Source organism: Nocardioides sp. (assembly GCF_036274455.1).
In the GTDB taxonomy this organism is placed as follows: Bacteria; Actinomycetota; Actinomycetes; order Propionibacteriales; family Nocardioidaceae; genus Nocardioides.
Genome location: NZ_DASUFR010000121.1, coordinates 1 through 16,992, shown reverse-complemented (window position 1 = coordinate 16,992; position 16,992 = coordinate 1). Strand labels below are relative to the sequence as shown.

Genomic DNA, 16,992 nt, shown 5'->3' with positions numbered 1-16,992 from the left:
ACCGGTGCTCACCGATCTGGTGGAGGTCGACGCTGCGATAGGTCTCGGGACCGAGCTCGGCTGGCATGCCCGAAGCCTGCCACCACCGCCCCCTCGCTTGAACCACGGGCGGCGGCCGACTTGTCTCGGGAGTGTGCGGGTTCCCTTCCCCCCGCAACACGACGGACCCCGAGCCGGAGGGGCTCGGGGTCCGTCGCCGGACGACGACCGTGGGGGTCAGGACGTCCGACCGCCGTTCCGCCCGGGGGGTGCGGGGCTCGGCGGGGTCAGAGGCTCAGTGCTTGCGGTCCTCCAGCGCGCGCCGCAGGCGGCGCTGCTGCCGGGTCAGCCCACTGGTGCGCAGCGGGACCCGGGGAGTGCTCCGGTCGGTCCGGCCGTCCTCGACGAGACGGGACAGGTACAGCTGCGCGGACATGGCGGGCCCACTCCTTCCGCCCTCGCTGGAGAGCGATCGAAAGTAATCGGTAGATCGCGGATGCGACTCTTACATCCTAGGGCGGAGCGAACACGCGCCCAAACCGGCGCAGGGGTGATGTCCGACACCGTCGTAGTGCCGGCGAACCCTCGGTCGAGGTGTCCGGAATGCCCTGTGAAATGCCACGGCGGGCCGGACCTCAGAAGATCTGGCCCGCCTCTCGTGGGAGCTTCCATTCTACGTCGGGCTCCGTCCAACAGCCACCCTGAGGCTCGGTGAGTCGCGTCGTAATACGCGGGCCGGAATACGCTGGCCGGGTGCCGAGCCCCTACGCCTCCCTCCAGCGCACCGAGGCGCTGGCCCGCCGCGAGCTCCTCGACCTCACGTCGTACGACGTGAGCCTCGACCTCGCCTGCGACGACGCCACCTTCGAGTCGGTCACGACGATCCGGTTCCGCAGCCGGGCCGGCAGCACCTTCCTCGACCTCAAGCCGGTCCGGGTCGCCCAGGTCCGCCTCGACGGGCGGCCCCTGGACGTGGACCTGCTGGAGCGCGGGCGGTTCCCGCTCGAGCTCACCGAGGGCGAGCACGAGCTCGTGGTCGAGGCGACGATGCCGTTCCGCAACGACGGCGAGGGGCTGCACCGCAGCGCCGACCCCGCCGACGGCAAGAGCTACGTGTACGGCATGTCCTTCATGGACGCAGCGCCGACGATCTTCGCCTGCTTCGACCAGCCCGACCTCAAGGCGCCGTACACGCTGCACGTGCGCGCCCCCGAGGACTGGGTGGTGATCGGCAACGCACCGGGCACCCAGGTCGAGAGGGGCACCTGGGAGTTCGAGCAGAGCCAGCCGCTGTCGACCTACTTCGTCACGCTGGTCGCCGGTCCCTACCACGTGCTGCGCGACGAGCACGACGGGATCCCGCTCGGCCTGAGCGCACGGGCCAGCATCGCCGCCGACCTCGACAAGGACGCGGACGAGCTGTTCACGCTGACCAGGCAGAGCTTCGACGAGCTGCACCGGCTCTTCGGGATCCGCTACCCGTTCGGCGACTACCACCAGGCCTTCGTGCCGGAGTTCAACGCCGGCGCGATGGAGAACCCCGGCTGCGTCACCTTCCGCGACCCGCTCATCTTCACCAGCCGGGTGACACGGGGCGTCCGGATCACCCGCGCGAGCACGATCGCGCACGAGATGGCGCACCAGTGGTTCGGCAACCTTGTCACCCCGGCCTGGTGGGACGACCTGTGGCTCAACGAGTCGTTCGCCGAGTACATGGGCAACCGGGTCACCGCCGACGTCACCGAGTACACCGACATGTGGGTCAGCGACTCCTACGCCCGGCGCCAGTGGGGGCTGACGGCCGACCAGGGGCCCAGCAGCCACCCAGTGGCCGGCAACGGCGCGGTCGACGCAAGCGCCGCCCTGCAGGACTTCGACGGCATCTCCTACGCCAAGGGCTGCGCGATCCTCCGCCAGATCAACGCCACCCTGGGCGACGACGTCTTCTTCCGGGGCGCGATCGACCACTTCGAGCGGCATCGGTTCGGCAACGCCACGATGCACGACCTGTTCGAGAGCTGGGAGCGGGCCGGCGCCTCCGACGTGGGCATGGACATGGCGGCCTTCACCGACAACTGGCTGCGCACCGCGGGCCCCGACCGCATCGAGCTGGATCGGGCCGCCGGGGTCATCCGGCGTACGCCGCCCGCCGGGCACCCGGCCGACCGCCCGCACCGCCTTCGCGCCGCGGTGGCGGCGGATGACGGCACGTGGACCGATCACGTGCTCGAGATCGAGGCGGCCGAGACGCCCTTCGACGCCGGTGACCGGCCGGTGCTGCTCGACCCCTACAACGACACGTGGGCGCTGCTCATCCCGGACAAGCTGACGATGGACGCGCTGGAGGGGCTGTTGCCGGAGGTCGAGGACCCGCTGCTCCGGGCCGGGGTGTGGAGCAACGTGCGCAGCGCCCTCCACAACGCCGCGGTCGACCCGGTCGACGTGCTCGACATCGTGGTGCGGAGCCTCCCGATCGAGGACACCGAGGACACGCCGCGGCGCACGATGGCGTGGGTCTACGGCTGGGTCATCCCGCTGCAGCCGGACCCGGAGGCAGCGGTCGCGCAGGTCCACGGCGCCTCCCGCGCCAAGCTGGCCGCCGCGGACCCCACGTCGGAGGAGCAGCTGGCGGCGTTCCGGGCCGCCATCGCCACCGCCGAGGCCGGGATCCTCCGCACGTGGCTGTCCGGGGACCAGCTGCCCGACGGCATCCCTCTGGACGTCGACCTGCGGTGGCGGATCCTGGTCCGCCTGGCGACCCTCGGTGCCGCCGACCTGGCCGAGCTGGACCGCCAGCTCGAGGCGGACCCCAACGCCGTGGCCCGGGTCCGTCACGCCGGCGCCCGCGCCTCGCTGCCCGACGCCGGCGCCAAGGCCTGGGCGTGGGGCTGCTTCACCGGCGAGACCGACCTGCCCAACTACGAGCTCGAGGCGGTCGGGCTCGGCTTCTGGCGCGGAGGGCAGGAGAAGCTCACCGGGCCGTACGTCGAGCGCTACTTCGCCGATCTGCCCGGCACGGTCCGGGTGCGCAGCGGCTGGGTGCTCGCGGACGCGGCCGAGCACTTCTTCCCGCGCACCTCGCTGACCCGCGAGACGCTGGACCGGGCCGAGGCGCTGGTCGCGGACGGCGACCTGGACCTCTCCATCCGGCGCCGGCTCGTCGACCAGGCCGACAACCTCGCGCGCAAGCTCGCCGTGCTGGAGGCCTACCCACGTCCATGAAGGCACGCCGTCCCGGCCCGACGATCCGCACCCGCGTGCACGAGCTGAGCACCGACGGGGAGCGCCGCCACGAGGACCGGCTGGCCACCGAGGAGCCACTCGAGATCCGGCTGGCCTGGCCCGGCGCGCCACCGCGGCGGGTCTGGGTCACGATGCGCACGCCGGGCCACGACTTCGAGCTCGCGGCGGGCTGGCTGGTGCACGAGGGGCTGATCACCGCTCCCCCGCAGACCATCGCCTACTGCACCGACGTGGACCTGACCCCCGAGCAGGAGTTCAACGTGGTCACGGTGACCCTCGCCGGGCCGCCCACCCGCGACCCGGGCCACCGGCACACGGGTTCGGGCTCGTCCGCGTGCGGGGTGTGCGGCAAGGACACGATCGCGGAGGCGCTCGCGGCGCCGGCAGCCGGTCCCTGGTCCGGCCCGCTGCCGGCGGCGGACGTCGTACGCTCCCTCCCGGACCGGCTCCGCGAGGCCCAGACCGTCTTCGCCACGACCGGTGGCGTGCATGCGGCGGCGCTGGCCGGCGCGGACGGGGAGCTGCTCGTCGTCCGCGAGGACGTCGGGCGCCACAACGCGGTCGACAAGGTCACCGGCGCCCGGGTGGTCGCCGGGCAGTCGCCGAGCGGCGCGGCGCTGGTGGTCAGCGGCCGGGCGGGCTTCGAACTGGTGCAGAAGGCGGTGGCCGCGGGCACCGGCGCGCTCGTCGCGGTGGGCGCGCCGACCAGCCTGGCGGTGGAGCTGGCCCGCGAGGCCGGGCTCGCGCTCTACGGCTTCACCTCCGCGCAGCGGACCGTGCGCTACGCGTGAGCGTGGCCCTGCGCGTGAGCGTGCGCAGGGATGTGAGCGTGGGCCTTCTTCTGCTTCTTCTTCTTGTGCTTGACCTTGAAGACCAGCGTCGACGGCGTCGGATCGGGGTTGCCGGCCGGCTGGACCGCCCGCACCGACAGCAGGTGCTTGCCGACGGAGAGCTTGCGGCTCTTCACCGTGTAGGGGCTGGTGCACGGCTTGTAGGGGCCGGTGTCGATGGCGCACTCGAAGGTCGCGCTCGACACCGAGGCGGCGAAGGCGAACAGGACCTTGTCGTTCTTGCGCACCTTCGTCTCGCCCACGATGACGCTGGTCTCCGGCGGCGGGAGGGAGACGTTCTCGCACCCGCTCAGCGCGTCGGAGCGATCCGCGATCACCGTGTCGTTGCCGGGACCGCACTCGACGGAGTCGGCGACCCCGTCCCGCGACGAGATCGTGTCGTCGCCGTCGCCGCCGCGGACCAGGTCCGCCCCGCCGCCGGGGTTGATCGAGTCGTTGCCGGGTCCGGCGTCGACCACGTCCGCACCGGGTCCGCCCCGGACGGTGTCGTCTCCGGCGAGGGTCTCGACCACCAGCACTCCGGAGTACGCCGTGCTGTCGATCGTGTCCGCCCGGACGCCGCTGCTCGTGGTGATGTCGTACTCCTCGATCGCGGTGCTCGAGATGCCGACACCGGGCGCGGGGCCGAGCAGCGCGTTGGAGATGTAGAGCGTGACGGTCTGCTGCACCGGTGACGCGGTGTAGTCCTGGACCACGACGTCGCGGCCGTCGCCTCCGTTGATGGAGCCACCGCCCGGGTTGACGATCCGGTCGTCGCCGGTGCCGCCCTGGACGTCGTTGGAGATGTTGCGCAGGACGTCGTCGCCTGCGCCTCCGGACGCCGTACCGGCGCCGTCCACCCAGTCGTCGCCGAGGCCGCCGGTCACCGTGTCCTTGCCGTCGGCGTGCACCACGTCGCGGGCCTCGCTCCCGGTGACCGAGTCGGCGTCGGTGTCGTCGACGTCGACGGTGCTGCGGGCGAGCCCCGGGAAGGCCAGCTCTGTGACGCCGCCCAGGTTGACGGCCTGCGAGCCCTCGGCCGCGTCCACCACCACGGTGGTGACGTCCGGGCAGGCCAGCTCGGGCTCGGCTGAGGCGCCGTTGACGTTGGCCATGCCGGTGACGCACGCCACGCTCACCGGGTCGTCGAGCGGGTCGTCGCTCACGACGAAGACGTGGCCCAAGTCGTCGGTCGTCGCGGTGACCTCAGCGAGCGCTGGCGGTACGGCGACCGCCAGTGCGGTCCCTGCCGCCGCAATGACGGTCGCGGCCCGGCCGACGAGGAGAGGCATAACCGGCAGAGTAGTTGGCCGCGCCCAGCCGCGTGGCGATCCGAGAGAGTACGGCGTGGGCTGCGCCGGGCTGTCGGTGCCGTGGTTCACGATGCCGTCATGGCTCCACTGACCGTCGCACTCGTGCTGCTCTCCCTCGTGGCGGGTGTGCTCGTCGGTGCCTGGCTCGGCCGCTCGCTGACCGCAGGCCACGACGAGCGTGAGCTCTCCCGCGCCAGGGAGGAGCTCGCCAACGCGCGCGCCGAGGCCGCGGTGGCCCGCAAGGAGGCGGCCGAGGCCCGGATGGCCGGGGCGCTGGCCGACGCCGACGTCGCGGCGGCGGTCGCCCAGCGCGATGCCGCGATCGTGCGCGCCGAGGAGGTCGCCGCCGACCGGCAGGCCATGGTCGACCAGTTCCGGCTCCTGTCGACCGAGGTCGCCGAGCGGCAGGGCAAGGCGGTCGAGGCCGTGTCCGCACAGCGGCTGCAGGCCACCGAGCGGCTGCTCGCGCCGGTGGCCGAGAGCCTCAAGGAGTTCCAGGCGCGCCTCGGCGAGGTCGAGAAGGAGCGGGTGGCGATGGCCAGCGACCTCCGCGCCCAGGTCTCGACGGTCCGCCAGGCCGGCGAGGCGATGCGCCGCGAGGCCGCGACGCTGGTCACCGCGCTCCGCAAGCCGCAGGTGCGCGGCTCCTGGGGGGAGACCACGCTCAAGAACGTCGCCCGTCTGGCCGGCATGGTCGAGCGCTGCGACTTCGACCTCCAGGTGACCAACCAGGCCGACGGGCAGCGGCTCCGGCCCGACATGCGGGTCAACCTCGCCGACGGCAAGTACGTCTTCGTCGACTCCAAGGTCCCGCTGAGCGCGTTCCTCGATGCCGCCGAGACCGATGACGAGGCGCAGCAGGCCGCCCACCTGGCGTCGTTCGCCCGGCACGTGCGCACCCATGTCGACCAGCTCTCGAGCAAGCAGTACTGGAAGGCGGCCGAGTCGCCGGAGTTCGTGGTCCTCTTCCTGCCCAGCGAGGCGTTCTTCTCCGCTGCGCTCGACCAGATGCCGGACCTCTACGAGTACGCCATCGGCAAGGACGTCGTGCTGGCCACCCCCACCACGCTGATCGGGATGCTGCGTGCCATCTCCTACGGCTGGAAGCAGGCCGCGCTGGCGGAGACGGCCCGGGAGGTGTTCCGCCTCGGTCGCGAGCTGCACGAGCGGCTGGGCCAGCTCGGCAACCGGTTCGACAAGCTCGGGCGCGCGCTCGGCTCGACGGTCAACGCCTACAACGAGACCATCGGGACCGTCGAGACCCGCGTGTTCGTGTCGGCCCGCCGGTTCCGTGATCTGCAGGTCAGCGAGCGCGAGCTCTCGCCGCCCGAGCGGCTCGAGGCGCCGGTCCGACAGATCCAGGCACCCGAGCTCGTCGACGACGCCACCCAGGTCGAGCCCCTCGTCGGCCGGCGGACCCGCCGTGCGCCAGAGCCCCCGGAGGCGGAGACGTTGTGGCGCAGCGACCCGGAGGTCGAGGAGCTGGTCGAGGACGACGCGGACCGGGCCTCCACAGCTGCCGACGACAGGCGTCACGAAGCCTGACCACGTTCTACTGTCCTCCCATGGCCTTCGGCAGCGCAGACTCCTACGCACGGTTCATGGGCCGTTTCTCCGAGCCCCTCGCACCCCGGTTCGCCGACCTCGTCGGCCTACCCGTCGAGGGGCGGGTGCTCGACGTGGGCTGCGGGCCGGGGGTGCTGACCTCGGTGCTCGTCGACCGGCTCGGCGCCGGCCGGGTCGACGCCATCGACCCGACCCCGGGGTTCGTCGCTGCCGCCCGGTCGCGGCTTCCGGGCGTCGACGTCCGCGAAGGCTCGGCCGAGGCGCTCCCCTACGCCGACGGTGCCTATGCCGCCTCCTTCGCCCAGCTGGTCGTGCACTTCATGAAGGATCCCGTCCGCGGGCTCTCGGAGATGGCGCGGGTCACCGCGCCGGGGGCGCCGGTCGCAGCCTGCGTCTGGGACCACGGCGGCGAACGCGGCCCGCTCTCGCTCTTCTGGGCAGCAGCGACCGAGATCGACCCGTCGGCCCGCCGCGAGGCCGACGCGTCCGCGGGCTCGACCGAGGGCGACCTGGTCCGCCTGTTCCGGGAGGCCGGGCTCGCCGCCGTCGAGAGCGGTGAGCTCGCGGTGACGATCCGGCTGGAGTCGTTCGAGGACTGGTGGGCGCCCTACGAGGAGCCGGCCGGCTCGGTCGGCGACTACCTCGCCACCCGGACCGCCGACCAGGTCGCCGAGCTGCGCGAACGCTGCCGTGCCCGGCTCCCGGACGGCCGGTTCGACGTCACCGCCGTGACCTGGACCGCGGTCGGCCGCGCCTGAGCCCAACGGGGCTTCGCCGCGCCGTTGCTGGGCGCGGGCCTGGGGAGCGGTGACCTGTCAACCTCAGCCCGGCCGAGCGTGGTTGATCGCCCACCGCCACCTCGGCATGTCGGCGGGGACACGCCGAGGCGCCGGTGGTGGTTGAACGTCTGGGCGGCTCAGACCGGTTGAAAGCTCACCGCTGCCGGACGTGGGCGCGCGGGCACCTCAGCGAGTGGACGTCCAGTCGCCGAGGTCGAGGCCCCAGTCCGACTCCAGCCGCGCAAGCTGCGGCCGGTACATCACCTGGAGCGCCTCGCGCAGCCCCTCCGGCCAGTCCCAGTCGGCGCGGCTGCTCGACCCCGAGGCCTCGTCCACCCCCGCCAGCGGGACCGGGTCGAGGCCGAGCCGGCGCCACACGGCGTCGACGGCGTCCTGCGGCGTACGCCGCACCTGCTCGTAGACCATGACGACCATCCGGTCGCGGCCCACCGCGGCGGCCCAGGCGTCGAGCTGGTCGGCGTAGAAGCCGGTGAAGGTCTGGACCGTGATCGGCACCGGGTACGGCCACGGCGAGGGGTTGCCAGCTGCTGCCCGCGTGGCCGCCAGCCGCATCGCCGACCGGAACCGGTCGACCGGGTCGCGCAGCAGCACCAGCACCGGCGCGTCCGGGGCCATCCGGGCCGCGGCCGCCGGGGCCGATGCGTGGCGGAGGTACTGCGGCGTCCACTCCCCGCGGCGTACGCCGTCGGGTGGGAAGAGCGAGAGGTACTCCGGGGCCGGCAGCACCCCGTCGGCCACCTTGTGCAGGAGATGCTGCTCCTTCTTCCCGTTGGTCCCGAGCCCGACCTCGGGGTGCTGGGTGAGCAGGTCGGTGAACCAGGTGGTCCCGCTGCGCTGGGCTCCGATGCCGAGCCAGGAGGGCCCGGCCCCGGGAACGGCGGATACCGACATGAGCGCCACCCTAGGACGTGGCTAGGTTGGGGTCGTGCCGGAGATCGATCCGACCTTCACCGCCCTTCCCTACCGCGAGCTCGGCGCGGTCGCGCTCGCCCGGGCCCAGGCGCTGGGGGTGAGCCATGCGGACTTCCGCTTCGAGCGGCTCCGCCACCAGCACCTCGTCGTCCGCGACGGCGTCCTGCAGACCGCACTGGACTCCGACGACGTCGGGTTCGCCGTCCGGGTGATCCACAAGGGCGCGTGGGGCTTCGCGGCCGGGGTGGTGCTCACCGCCGACGAGGCCCGCCGGGTCGCGGACACCGCGGTCGCCGTCGCCGAGATCGCGGCCGAGATGACGAGCGCACCGGTCGAGCTCGCGCCGGAGGCGGTGTACGCCGACGTCACCTGGGTCTCGTCCTACGACGTCAACCCCTTCGACGTCCCGACCGCCGACAAGGCCGGGCTGCTGATCGACTGGACCGAGCGGCTGCGGCAGGGCGCCGCCGTCGACCATGCGACCGCGTCTGTCGGGCAGGTGCAGGAGAACAAGTACTACGCCGACCTCGCAGGCACGGTGACCACCCAGCAGCGGGTGCGCGTCGACCCCGAGGCGATGGCGATGGGCGCAGGCGCCGACACCTTCGACTCGATGCGCACGGTCGCGCCGCCGGCCGGCCGCGGCTGGGAGTACCTCACCGGCGGCGTCCACGACTGGGACGCCGAGCTCGAGGAGATGCCCGAGCTGCTGGCCGAGAAGCTCAAGGCGCCGACGATCGAGCCAGGCCGCTACGACCTGGTCATCCACCCGTCGAACCTGTGGCTGACCATCCACGAGTCGATCGGCCACGCCACCGAGCTCGACCGCGCCCTCGGCTACGAGGCCAACTATGCCGGGACGTCGTTCGCGACCTATGACCGGCTCGGCACGCTTCAGTACGGCTCGAACGTCATGCACGTCACCGGCGACCGCATCGTCGAGCACGGGCTCGCGACCATCGGCTACGACGACGAGGGGGTGCAGACCCAGAGCTGGGACATCGTCCGCAACGGCGTGCTGGTCGGCTACCAGCTCGACCGGTCGATGGGCCGGATGAAGCCGGAGCTGAACGATGGCCGCTCCAACGGCTGTGCGTACGCCGACTCCCCCAGCCACATCCCGATCCAGCGGATGGCCAACGTCTCGCTGCAGCCGGCTCCGGACGGCCCGTCCACCGAGGAGCTGATCGGGCGGGTGGAGCACGGCCTCTACATCAAGGGCGACCGGTCCTGGTCGATCGACATGCAGCGCTTCAACTTCCAGTTCACCGGTCAGCGCTTCTACCGGATCAAGAACGGCGAGCTGACCGGCCAGGTCCGCGACGCGGCCTACCAAGCCACCACGACCGACTTCTGGGGCGCCATGGAGGCGGTGGGCGGCCCGCAGACCTGGGAGCTGGGCGGTGCCTTCAACTGCGGCAAGGCTCAGCCCGGGCAGGTCGCCTCGGTCAGCCACGGCTGTCCGACATCGCTGTTCCGCGACATCCGCATCCTCAACACCACGCAGGAGTCCGGCCGATGACCGCCACCGCGAGGCGCCCCCACGGCATCAGCCCGCAGTCCCTCGTCGAGCAGGCGCTGGCCACGTCGATGGGCGACGACTGCGTGGCCATCGTCACCGACTCGACCAGCGCCAACCTGCGCTGGGCCAACAACACCCTCACGACCAACGGCGTGATGCACGGCCTCGACGTCTCGATCGTCTCCTTCGTCAAGCAGGCCGGTGGTGTCTCGGTGGGCTCGGTGACCGGCAGCGCCACGACCCAGGCCGAGGTCGACGAGCTGGTCCGCGCCGCTGACGCGGCCGCGCGTGCTGCGGCACCGGCCGAGGACGCGAACGACCTCGTGTCCGACCGCACCTCTGCGGACTGGGCCGAGGAGCCGGCCACCACCGGCATCGACGTCTACGACGAGGTGGCGCCCGCGCTCGGTGAGGCGTTCGACCGGTCCGGGGCCGCGGGTCGGGTGCTCTACGGCTTCGTCGACCACCGGGTCACCACGACCTACCTCGGGTCGTCGACAGGGCTCCGGCTCCGGCACGTCCAGCCGACGGGCCACTTCGCCTGCACCGGCAAGACCGCGGACCTGTCATCCAGCGCGTGGGTCGGCCGGGCCACCCGCGACTTCACCGACGTCGACCCGTTGGCCGCCGAGGAGGAGCTGGCCCAGCGGCTGGCCTGGGGCAAGCGCAAGGTCGACCTCGAGGCGGGCCGCTTCGACACGATCCTGCCGCCGACCGCGGTGGCGGACCTGATGATCTACGCCTACTGGGAGGCCGGTGCCCGGGACGCGTGGGAGGGCCAGTCGGTCTACAGCCGCCGGCCCACGGGCACCCGGATCGGCGAGGACATCGTCCGGTCCGAGGTCAGCCTCGTCTCCGACCCGGCGTACGCCGGGCTGGAGTGCGCGCCGTTCACCGTGGCCCCCGCATCCTCGAACGTGACGTCGGTCTTCGACAACGGCCTCGAGCTCGCCGCGACCGACTGGATCCGGCGAGGTGAGCTGACGGCACTGCGCCAGACCCGGCACACCGCCGCGATGACAAAGCAGCCTGCCACTCCCGTGATCGACAACCTGGTGCTCGAGGTCGAGGGCGGCGAGGGGTCCGTCCAGGACCTCGTCGCCGGCACCGAGCGCGGCCTGCTGCTGACCTGTCTGTGGTACATCCGCGAGGTCGACCCGCAGACGCTGCTGCTCACCGGCCTGACCCGCGACGGCGTCTACCTCGTCGAGGGCGGTGAGATCACAGCCGCTGTCAACAACTTCCGCTGGAACGAGAGCCCGATCGACCTGCTCCGCCGCTTCTCGCATGCCTCGGGCACCGTGCCGGCCTTCAGCCGCGAGTGGGGCGACGACTACTTCTCGCGCACCGCGATGCCCGGACTGCGCATACCCGACTTCAACATGTCGAGCGTGTCGCCGGCCCAGTAGCGTCATTCGGGCGCCTGATCGGCGTACTTTCGTGAGCATGAGCGCAACCACGGACGAGAGTGCGGCCGCTGTGGAGCAGGAGCAGGAGCTCGAGCACGTCCACCCGCTCGACGAGCCGGCCACCGAAGCGACCCAGACGCCCGAGCCGGTCGCCACCCGGCGCAGCCGCGGCCTGGGCGCCAACCGCCACCTTGGCAGTGTCGTGCTGTCCTTCCTGGGCGTCCTGGGCGCCTACGCCGCGTTCGACTACGTCTACTACCGGACGCTGGGCGACGGGCTGACGGCCTACCAGGGCGGCGAGATCTCCGACAACGTGATGATCGTGGCCGGGGTGGCCGCAGCCTGCCTCTTCGTGGCCGCCGCGGCCGGGCGCATCTCGGCGCTGGGGCCGCTCCTGGCCGGACTGGTGCTCGGTGCCGGACCGTGCGTGTGGATCGTGCTCGACCGCGCGTCGTACGTCGAGCGGGCCAACGACATCCCGGAGATCTGGAGCCACACCAGCTTCGGGTTGGTCGGCGCCGGCGCGGTGCTCTACCCCGCGGTCGCCGGGCTGCTCATCGGCGCCGCGGTGGCCGGCCGGTGGCGCCGGATCACCAGCTGAGCGCCTTCAGCTCCTGCCACACCGAGTCGGCCTCGTCCAGGAGCTCGAGCTCACGCTGCTGCTCCTGGGCGTGGATCCGGCCGAGGACGAAGCCGGCCCGGCCGGACCGCACACCGGCCGAGAGCGTCACCAGCCAGTCACGGGCCACGACCGTGTCCTGGCGCTCTCCGAGCACGCTGGTGAGCCGGCCGGCCGCCTCCCGAGGTCCCTTGGCCTCGGCCCTCCAGACCGGCTCGACGAGCTCGTAGGCGTAGCGCAGCCGCTTGGCCGCCTTCCGGACCTCATGGGGATCCTCGGCCTCGCGACGCCGGCGGCGCATCCGCTTCCCCTCCTGGCGCACCAGCTCGGGGAGCACATCCCGCGCGGGCCGGTCCGCCTGCGCTGTCCACGGCGGATCGGCCCCCAGCCGGTCGAGCGAGGTGCGCAGGTCGGCGTAACGCTGCGAGCCGAGGGCCTCGCCGAGGACCGCCCGGTTGTGGTCCGCGCGCGCGTGGACGTGTCGCGCCAGGGCCCGATGGGCCAGCCCCGTGTCCGCCTCCTCCGCACCCAGCAGCTGTTCGATCCGAGTCCCGACGACCTCGTCGTCCCGGGCCGGCCCGAGCGTCCTGGCCAGCCAGCGCAGCTCCTCGCGGATCGGGTCGGTGCGGTCCCGGTCCACCAGCGGGCGACAGGTCGCCAGCCCTCCGCGCAGTCGACGGCAGGCCTTGCGCATGCCGTGCACGCCACTCGGGTCGAGCTCCCGCACGAGAGGGTCCAGCCGTTCGATCTCGCCGGCCTGCTCGATGACCCACAGATGCAGCAGCCGTCTGGCCGGCTTCGTCCTCGACGGCCGCTGCGGCTCCGGCACGTCGGGCGCGTCCACCACGACGGCCAGTCTCCTCCGCCGGGCGCCGCGGCGTACACGGTCAGGTTTCGTGCAGCAACCGCCGGGCGGGTGCGTGACTCACCACCCGGGGCACCGTAGGGTCCGCGCATGAGTCATCGTCGCGCGCTGCCGGCCCTGGTCGCCGTCGCCTTCACCGTCCTGGGCCTGGCCGTGCTGTCTCCTGCTCCGTCCGCGCAAGCGGCCACGGGCAGCCCGCCGGTGACCGCGCCCGACAACGTGACCGTCCTGCAGGCCAACACCGTTGCCATCAAGCCGATCAGCAACGACCACGACCCGGACAACGACCTGCTCGCGCTCTGCCGGATCGGCACCGAGCACTACCGCGGGCTGGTCGCGGACTCCTTCGGCGACGAGATCGACATCTTCGCCAAGCCGCACGCCAAGCCGGGCAGCTACACCTTCACCTACTACGCCTGCGACTACAGCTACCTGGTGCCGGGCACGATCACCGTCACCGTCGAGGAGCTCCCGAAGATCCCGATCAAGAAGGTTGCCAGCCGGCCCGGCGTGCTGCGCGTGACCAACCCGACGGACATCTCCATGCGGTTCCTCTACGGCTCGTTCAAGGAGGACCAGCCGGACGGCAGCCTGCTCATCGCCAAGGGCGACACCGTCGCCATCAAGGTCCACCGCACCCGCATCGACTGGATCGCCACCAGCCGTCGCGGCGACGTCTTCCTCGGGACCGGCCACGTCAACGGGATCGAGCTGCATCGAGTGGCGTCCCGGCACCTCGGGGGTGTCGCCCTCAGCGGGCGTCTGGCCGACCGGTGGCGCACCGCCTCCCCAGCCTGATCGACTGCGAGGCTGCTCGGCTCAGGGGATGTGTGGCAGCCCCCAGGTCTGGCCGGTTGCGCTGTCGACGAGAGCGGCTCGCTCGACGCGGACCGTGAGGGGCAGGACGTCGGCGATCGCCTTCACGACAATGGCCAGCTTGTCGCCCTGCGCACGCGTGGCGACCGAGACGTGCGGCACCCACTGGCCCGCCTCGTAGTTCCGGTGCAGCTCCGCACCGGTGGCCGCGAGGGCGGTGACGATCCGCCACTGGCGCAGGGCCACATCGGCGGTGATCGCCGGCGCGAGCGCAGCCCGGCCGCGCGGGAACGCGAGCGTGCCCTGGAAGGACATCACGAAGGGCTCAGCGGCCGGGAGCGCGGCGAGCGCCTCCTGCACCCTCTCCAGGTCCCAGCTGCGGAGCACGGCGTAGGACAGATGCGGATAGTGCCGTCCATGCGTGTGGGTCGCCAGCGTCGAGACCCCCTTGTCCTCGAGTCGCGACCACAGCTCCCGCATCAGCAGGTCCGACCGGGCGTCGAAGAGCAAGCAGACGGCGAGCGCCACTCGCCCAGCATCGTCGGTCTGCGCCACCTGGTTCCAGCGGCATCCGCGCCTGCAGGCCTAACCATGCGTGCAGGTCAGGCGGCAAGCGGTTCCTAGTCCGCGAACGCCTCGGGCGGCGGGCAGGCGCAGACCAGGTTGCGGTCGCCGTACGCCTGGTCGATGCGGGCCACCGGCGGCCAGTACTTGTCGGGGTCCTTGCCCGCCGGGAACGCGGCCAGCTCGCGGTCGTAGGCGCGGTCCCACTCGCCGACCAGTGCACGGGTGGTGTGCGGGGCGCCGCGCAGCGGCGACGCCTCGGCGCTCCACTCCCCCGCGGCAACTCGGTCGATCTCGCCCTTGATCGCGATCATCGCCTCGCAGAACCGGTCGATCTCGCCGAGGTCCTCGGACTCGGTCGGCTCCACCATCAGGGTGCCGGCGACCGGGAACGACATCGTGGGCGCGTGGAAGCCGTAGTCGATGAGCCGTTTGGCCACGTCGTCCACGGTCACGCCGGTGTCCTTGGTCAGGCCGCGCACGTCGAGGATGCACTCGTGCGCCACCAGGTTGCTGTGGCCGCGGTAGAGCACCGGGAAGTGCTCACCGAGCCGGGCCGCGACGTAGTTGGCGCTCAGCACCGCTGCCGCGGTGGCCCTGGTCAGGCCGGCGCCCCCCATCAACCGGATGTAGGCCCACGAGATCGGCAGGATCCCGGCCGAGCCGTAGGGCGCCGCGCTGATGGGCCCGATGCCGTCGCGCTGCTCCGGTTGCGGGTGCATGCCGTGCGAGGGGAGGTACGGCGCGAGGTGCTGCCGGACCGCGACCGGCCCGACCCCGGGGCCGCCGCCGCCGTGCGGGATGCAGAACGTCTTGTGCAGGTTGAGGTGGGACACGTCGCCACCGAACTCGCCGGGCTTGGCGAACCCCAGCAGGGCGTTGAGGTTGGCGCCGTCGACATAGACCTGGCCGCCGTGCTCGTGCACGATCCGGCAGAGCTCGGTGATGGTGTCCTCGTAGGCGCCGTGCGTCGACGGGTAGGTCACCATGATCGCGGCCAGGTCGTCGCGGTGCGCCTCGCACTGCGCGCGCAGGTCATCGAGGTCCACCGCGCCGTCGTCGGCCGCCTTGACCACGACCACGCGCATCCCGGCCATCACCGCGGACGCCGCGTTGGTGCCGTGCGCGGACGACGGGATCAGGCACACGTCCCGGCCGGTGTCGCCGTTCGCGCGGTGGTAGCCGCGGATGGCGAGCAGCCCGGCCAGCTCACCCTGGGAGCCGGCGTTGGGCTGGATCGAGACGTGCGCGTAGCCGGTCACCTCGGCCAGCCACCCCTCGAGCTGCTCGACCAGCCTGCGGTAGCCCTGGGCGTCCTCGGCCGGCGCGAAGGGGTGCAGGTCCGCGAAGCCGGGCAGGCTCACCGGCTCCATCTCGGTGGTCGCGTTGAGCTTCATCGTGCACGAGCCGAGCGGGATCATGCCGCGGTCCAGCGCGTAGTCGCGGGCCGAGAGCCGGCGCAGGTAGCGCAGCATCTGGGTCTCGCTGCGGTGGCTGGAGAACACCTCGTGGGTGAGGTACGGCGTGGTCCGGGCCAGGTCGGCGGGCAGCGCGTCGAGCGGCTCGGTCTCGGTGGGGACCACCCCGAACGCGGCGTGGAGGGCGCGGAGGGTGTGCGGCCCGCTGACCTCCGAGAACGACAGCCCGACCGTGTCGGCATCGACCAGTCGCAGGTGCAGCCCCTCCTCGCGAGCGGCGGCCACGATCTTCGCGGCACGCCCGGGAGCGAGGACCGTGAAGGTGTCGAAGAAGCTCGTGGTGGGCACGTCGTAGCCGGCGTTGGCCAGCGAAGCCGCGGCCCGGGCCGCGAGGTCGTGGGTGCGGCGCGCGATGCCACGCAGCCCTTCGGGGCCGTGGTAGACGGCGTACATGCTCGCCACGACCGCCAGCAGCACCTGGGCGGTGCAGATGTTCGACGTCGCCTTGTCGCGGCGGATGTGCTGCTCGCGGGTCTGCAGGGCGAGGCGGTAGGCCGGCCGGCCCTCGGCGTCGACGCTGACACCGACCAGCCGGCCGGGCAGGTGCCGCTCGAGCCCGGCGCCGACCGCCATGAAGCCCGCGTGCGGGCCGCCGTAGAACAGTGGCACCCCGAAGCGCTGGGAGGACCCGATCACCACGTCCGCACCGAGCGCACCGGGAGCCTCCAGGAGCGTCAGCGCCAGCAGGTCCGCGGCGACCACGACGAGCGCGTCGCGTCCGTGCGCCGCTTCGGCGAGCGCGCGCGGATCCGCGACCCGGCCGGACGCGCCGGGGTAGGACACAAGCAGCCCGGACAGCTCGCCGTCGGGCAGGCCCTGGTCGAGGTCGGCGACCACGACGTCGATGCCCATCGCCTCCGCCCGGGTACGGACGACCTCGATGGTCTGGGGCAGGGTGTCGGCGTCGACGACGAAGGGCCCGGTCGCCTTGCGGTTGGCGCGGCGCACGAGCGTCATCGCCTCCGCCGCGGCCGTGGCCTCGTCGAGCAGCGACGCGTTGGCCGTGGGCAGGCCCGCCAGGTCGGCGACGACCGTCTGGAAGTTGAGCAGCGCCTCGAGCCGACCTTGGGAGATCT

The 16,992-nt window shown here is 72.4% G+C and carries 14 protein-coding genes; 8 read left to right on the top strand and 6 right to left on the bottom strand.

Annotation, left to right across the window (positions count from 1 at the left end; all coding sequences use genetic code 11):
* Positions 1 to 274 precede the first annotated feature (274 nt).
* Positions 275 to 415, bottom strand: coding sequence for a hypothetical protein (locus VFV89_RS11575; RefSeq protein ID WP_329706092.1), 141 nt, complete (start codon positions 413 to 415; stop codon positions 275 to 277).
* Between the two features lie 317 nt (positions 416 to 732).
* On the opposite strand from VFV89_RS11575, the gene pepN reads away from it, so the two are divergent.
* Positions 733 to 3,201 carry an aminopeptidase N gene (pepN, locus tag VFV89_RS11570; protein ID WP_329706091.1) on the top strand — a complete coding sequence of 823 codons (2,469 nt, stop codon included), beginning with the start codon at positions 733 to 735 and terminating at the stop codon, positions 3,199 to 3,201.
* On the top strand, positions 3,198 to 4,013 hold the full coding sequence (locus VFV89_RS11565) for a formate dehydrogenase accessory sulfurtransferase FdhD (RefSeq protein WP_329706090.1): 816 nt from the start codon (positions 3,198 to 3,200) through the stop codon (positions 4,011 to 4,013). Before pepN ends, VFV89_RS11565 begins: the two co-directional genes overlap by 4 nt.
* Here the strand turns inward: VFV89_RS11565 and VFV89_RS11560 are convergent.
* On the bottom strand, positions 4,004 to 5,344 hold the full coding sequence (locus VFV89_RS11560; protein ID WP_329706089.1) for a hypothetical protein: 1,341 nt from the start codon (positions 5,342 to 5,344) through the stop codon (positions 4,004 to 4,006). The genes VFV89_RS11565 and VFV89_RS11560 overlap by 10 nt on opposite strands.
* Positions 5,345 to 5,443: 99 nt before the next feature.
* Between VFV89_RS11560 and VFV89_RS11555 the strand changes: the two genes are divergently transcribed.
* Both VFV89_RS11555 and VFV89_RS11550 read left to right on the top strand, forming a co-directional pair.
* The gene (locus VFV89_RS11555; RefSeq protein WP_329706088.1) at positions 5,444 to 6,910 is read left to right on the top strand and encodes a DNA recombination protein RmuC; all 1,467 of its coding nucleotides are present in this window, start codon (positions 5,444 to 5,446) and stop codon (positions 6,908 to 6,910) included.
* A gap of 20 nt (positions 6,911 to 6,930) precedes the next feature.
* A complete protein-coding gene (locus VFV89_RS11550) occupies positions 6,931 to 7,689 on the top strand; it encodes a class I SAM-dependent methyltransferase (protein WP_329706087.1) in 759 nt (252 codons plus the stop codon).
* A 207-nt stretch (positions 7,690 to 7,896) separates the two neighbouring features.
* On the opposite strand, the gene VFV89_RS11545 is transcribed toward VFV89_RS11550, so the two are convergent.
* The gene (locus VFV89_RS11545; protein ID WP_329706086.1) at positions 7,897 to 8,622 is read right to left on the bottom strand and encodes a sulfotransferase; all 726 of its coding nucleotides are present in this window, start codon (positions 8,620 to 8,622) and stop codon (positions 7,897 to 7,899) included.
* Positions 8,623 to 8,656: 34 nt separating this feature from the next.
* Between VFV89_RS11545 and VFV89_RS11540 the strand changes: the two genes are divergently transcribed.
* The 3 genes from VFV89_RS11540 to VFV89_RS11530 are packed head-to-tail and all read left to right on the top strand — an operon-like array spanning position 8,657 to position 12,175.
* Positions 8,657 to 10,165 (top strand): TldD/PmbA family protein, encoded by a 1,509-nt coding sequence (locus VFV89_RS11540; protein WP_329706085.1) that lies wholly within the window; start codon positions 8,657 to 8,659, stop codon positions 10,163 to 10,165.
* Complete coding sequence (locus tag VFV89_RS11535; RefSeq protein WP_329706084.1) at positions 10,162 to 11,574, top strand: metallopeptidase TldD-related protein; 1,413 nt, start codon at positions 10,162 to 10,164, stop codon at positions 11,572 to 11,574. Before VFV89_RS11540 ends, VFV89_RS11535 begins: the two co-directional genes overlap by 4 nt.
* 37 nt (positions 11,575 to 11,611) lie before the next feature.
* A complete protein-coding gene (locus VFV89_RS11530; protein WP_329706083.1) occupies positions 11,612 to 12,175 on the top strand; it encodes a hypothetical protein in 564 nt (187 codons plus the stop codon).
* Here the strand turns inward: VFV89_RS11530 and VFV89_RS11525 are convergent.
* Complete coding sequence (locus VFV89_RS11525) at positions 12,165 to 13,040, bottom strand: CHAD domain-containing protein (RefSeq protein WP_329706082.1); 876 nt, start codon at positions 13,038 to 13,040, stop codon at positions 12,165 to 12,167. The genes VFV89_RS11530 and VFV89_RS11525 overlap by 11 nt on opposite strands.
* Before the next feature lie 108 nt (positions 13,041 to 13,148).
* On the opposite strand from VFV89_RS11525, the gene VFV89_RS11520 reads away from it, so the two are divergent.
* Positions 13,149 to 13,856, top strand: coding sequence for an Ig-like domain-containing protein (locus VFV89_RS11520; protein WP_329706081.1), 708 nt, complete (start codon positions 13,149 to 13,151; stop codon positions 13,854 to 13,856).
* A 21-nt stretch (positions 13,857 to 13,877) separates the two neighbouring features.
* Here VFV89_RS11520 and VFV89_RS11515 read toward each other — a convergent pair whose 3' ends face one another.
* Together VFV89_RS11515 and gcvP are read right to left on the bottom strand one after the other, a co-directional pair.
* On the bottom strand, positions 13,878 to 14,402 hold the full coding sequence (locus tag VFV89_RS11515; RefSeq protein WP_329706080.1) for a 2'-5' RNA ligase family protein: 525 nt from the start codon (positions 14,400 to 14,402) through the stop codon (positions 13,878 to 13,880).
* Between the two features lie 92 nt (positions 14,403 to 14,494).
* Positions 14,495 to 16,992 (bottom strand): aminomethyl-transferring glycine dehydrogenase (gcvP, locus tag VFV89_RS11510; RefSeq protein WP_329706079.1); only part of this gene is annotated, 2,498 nt, incomplete at its 5' end.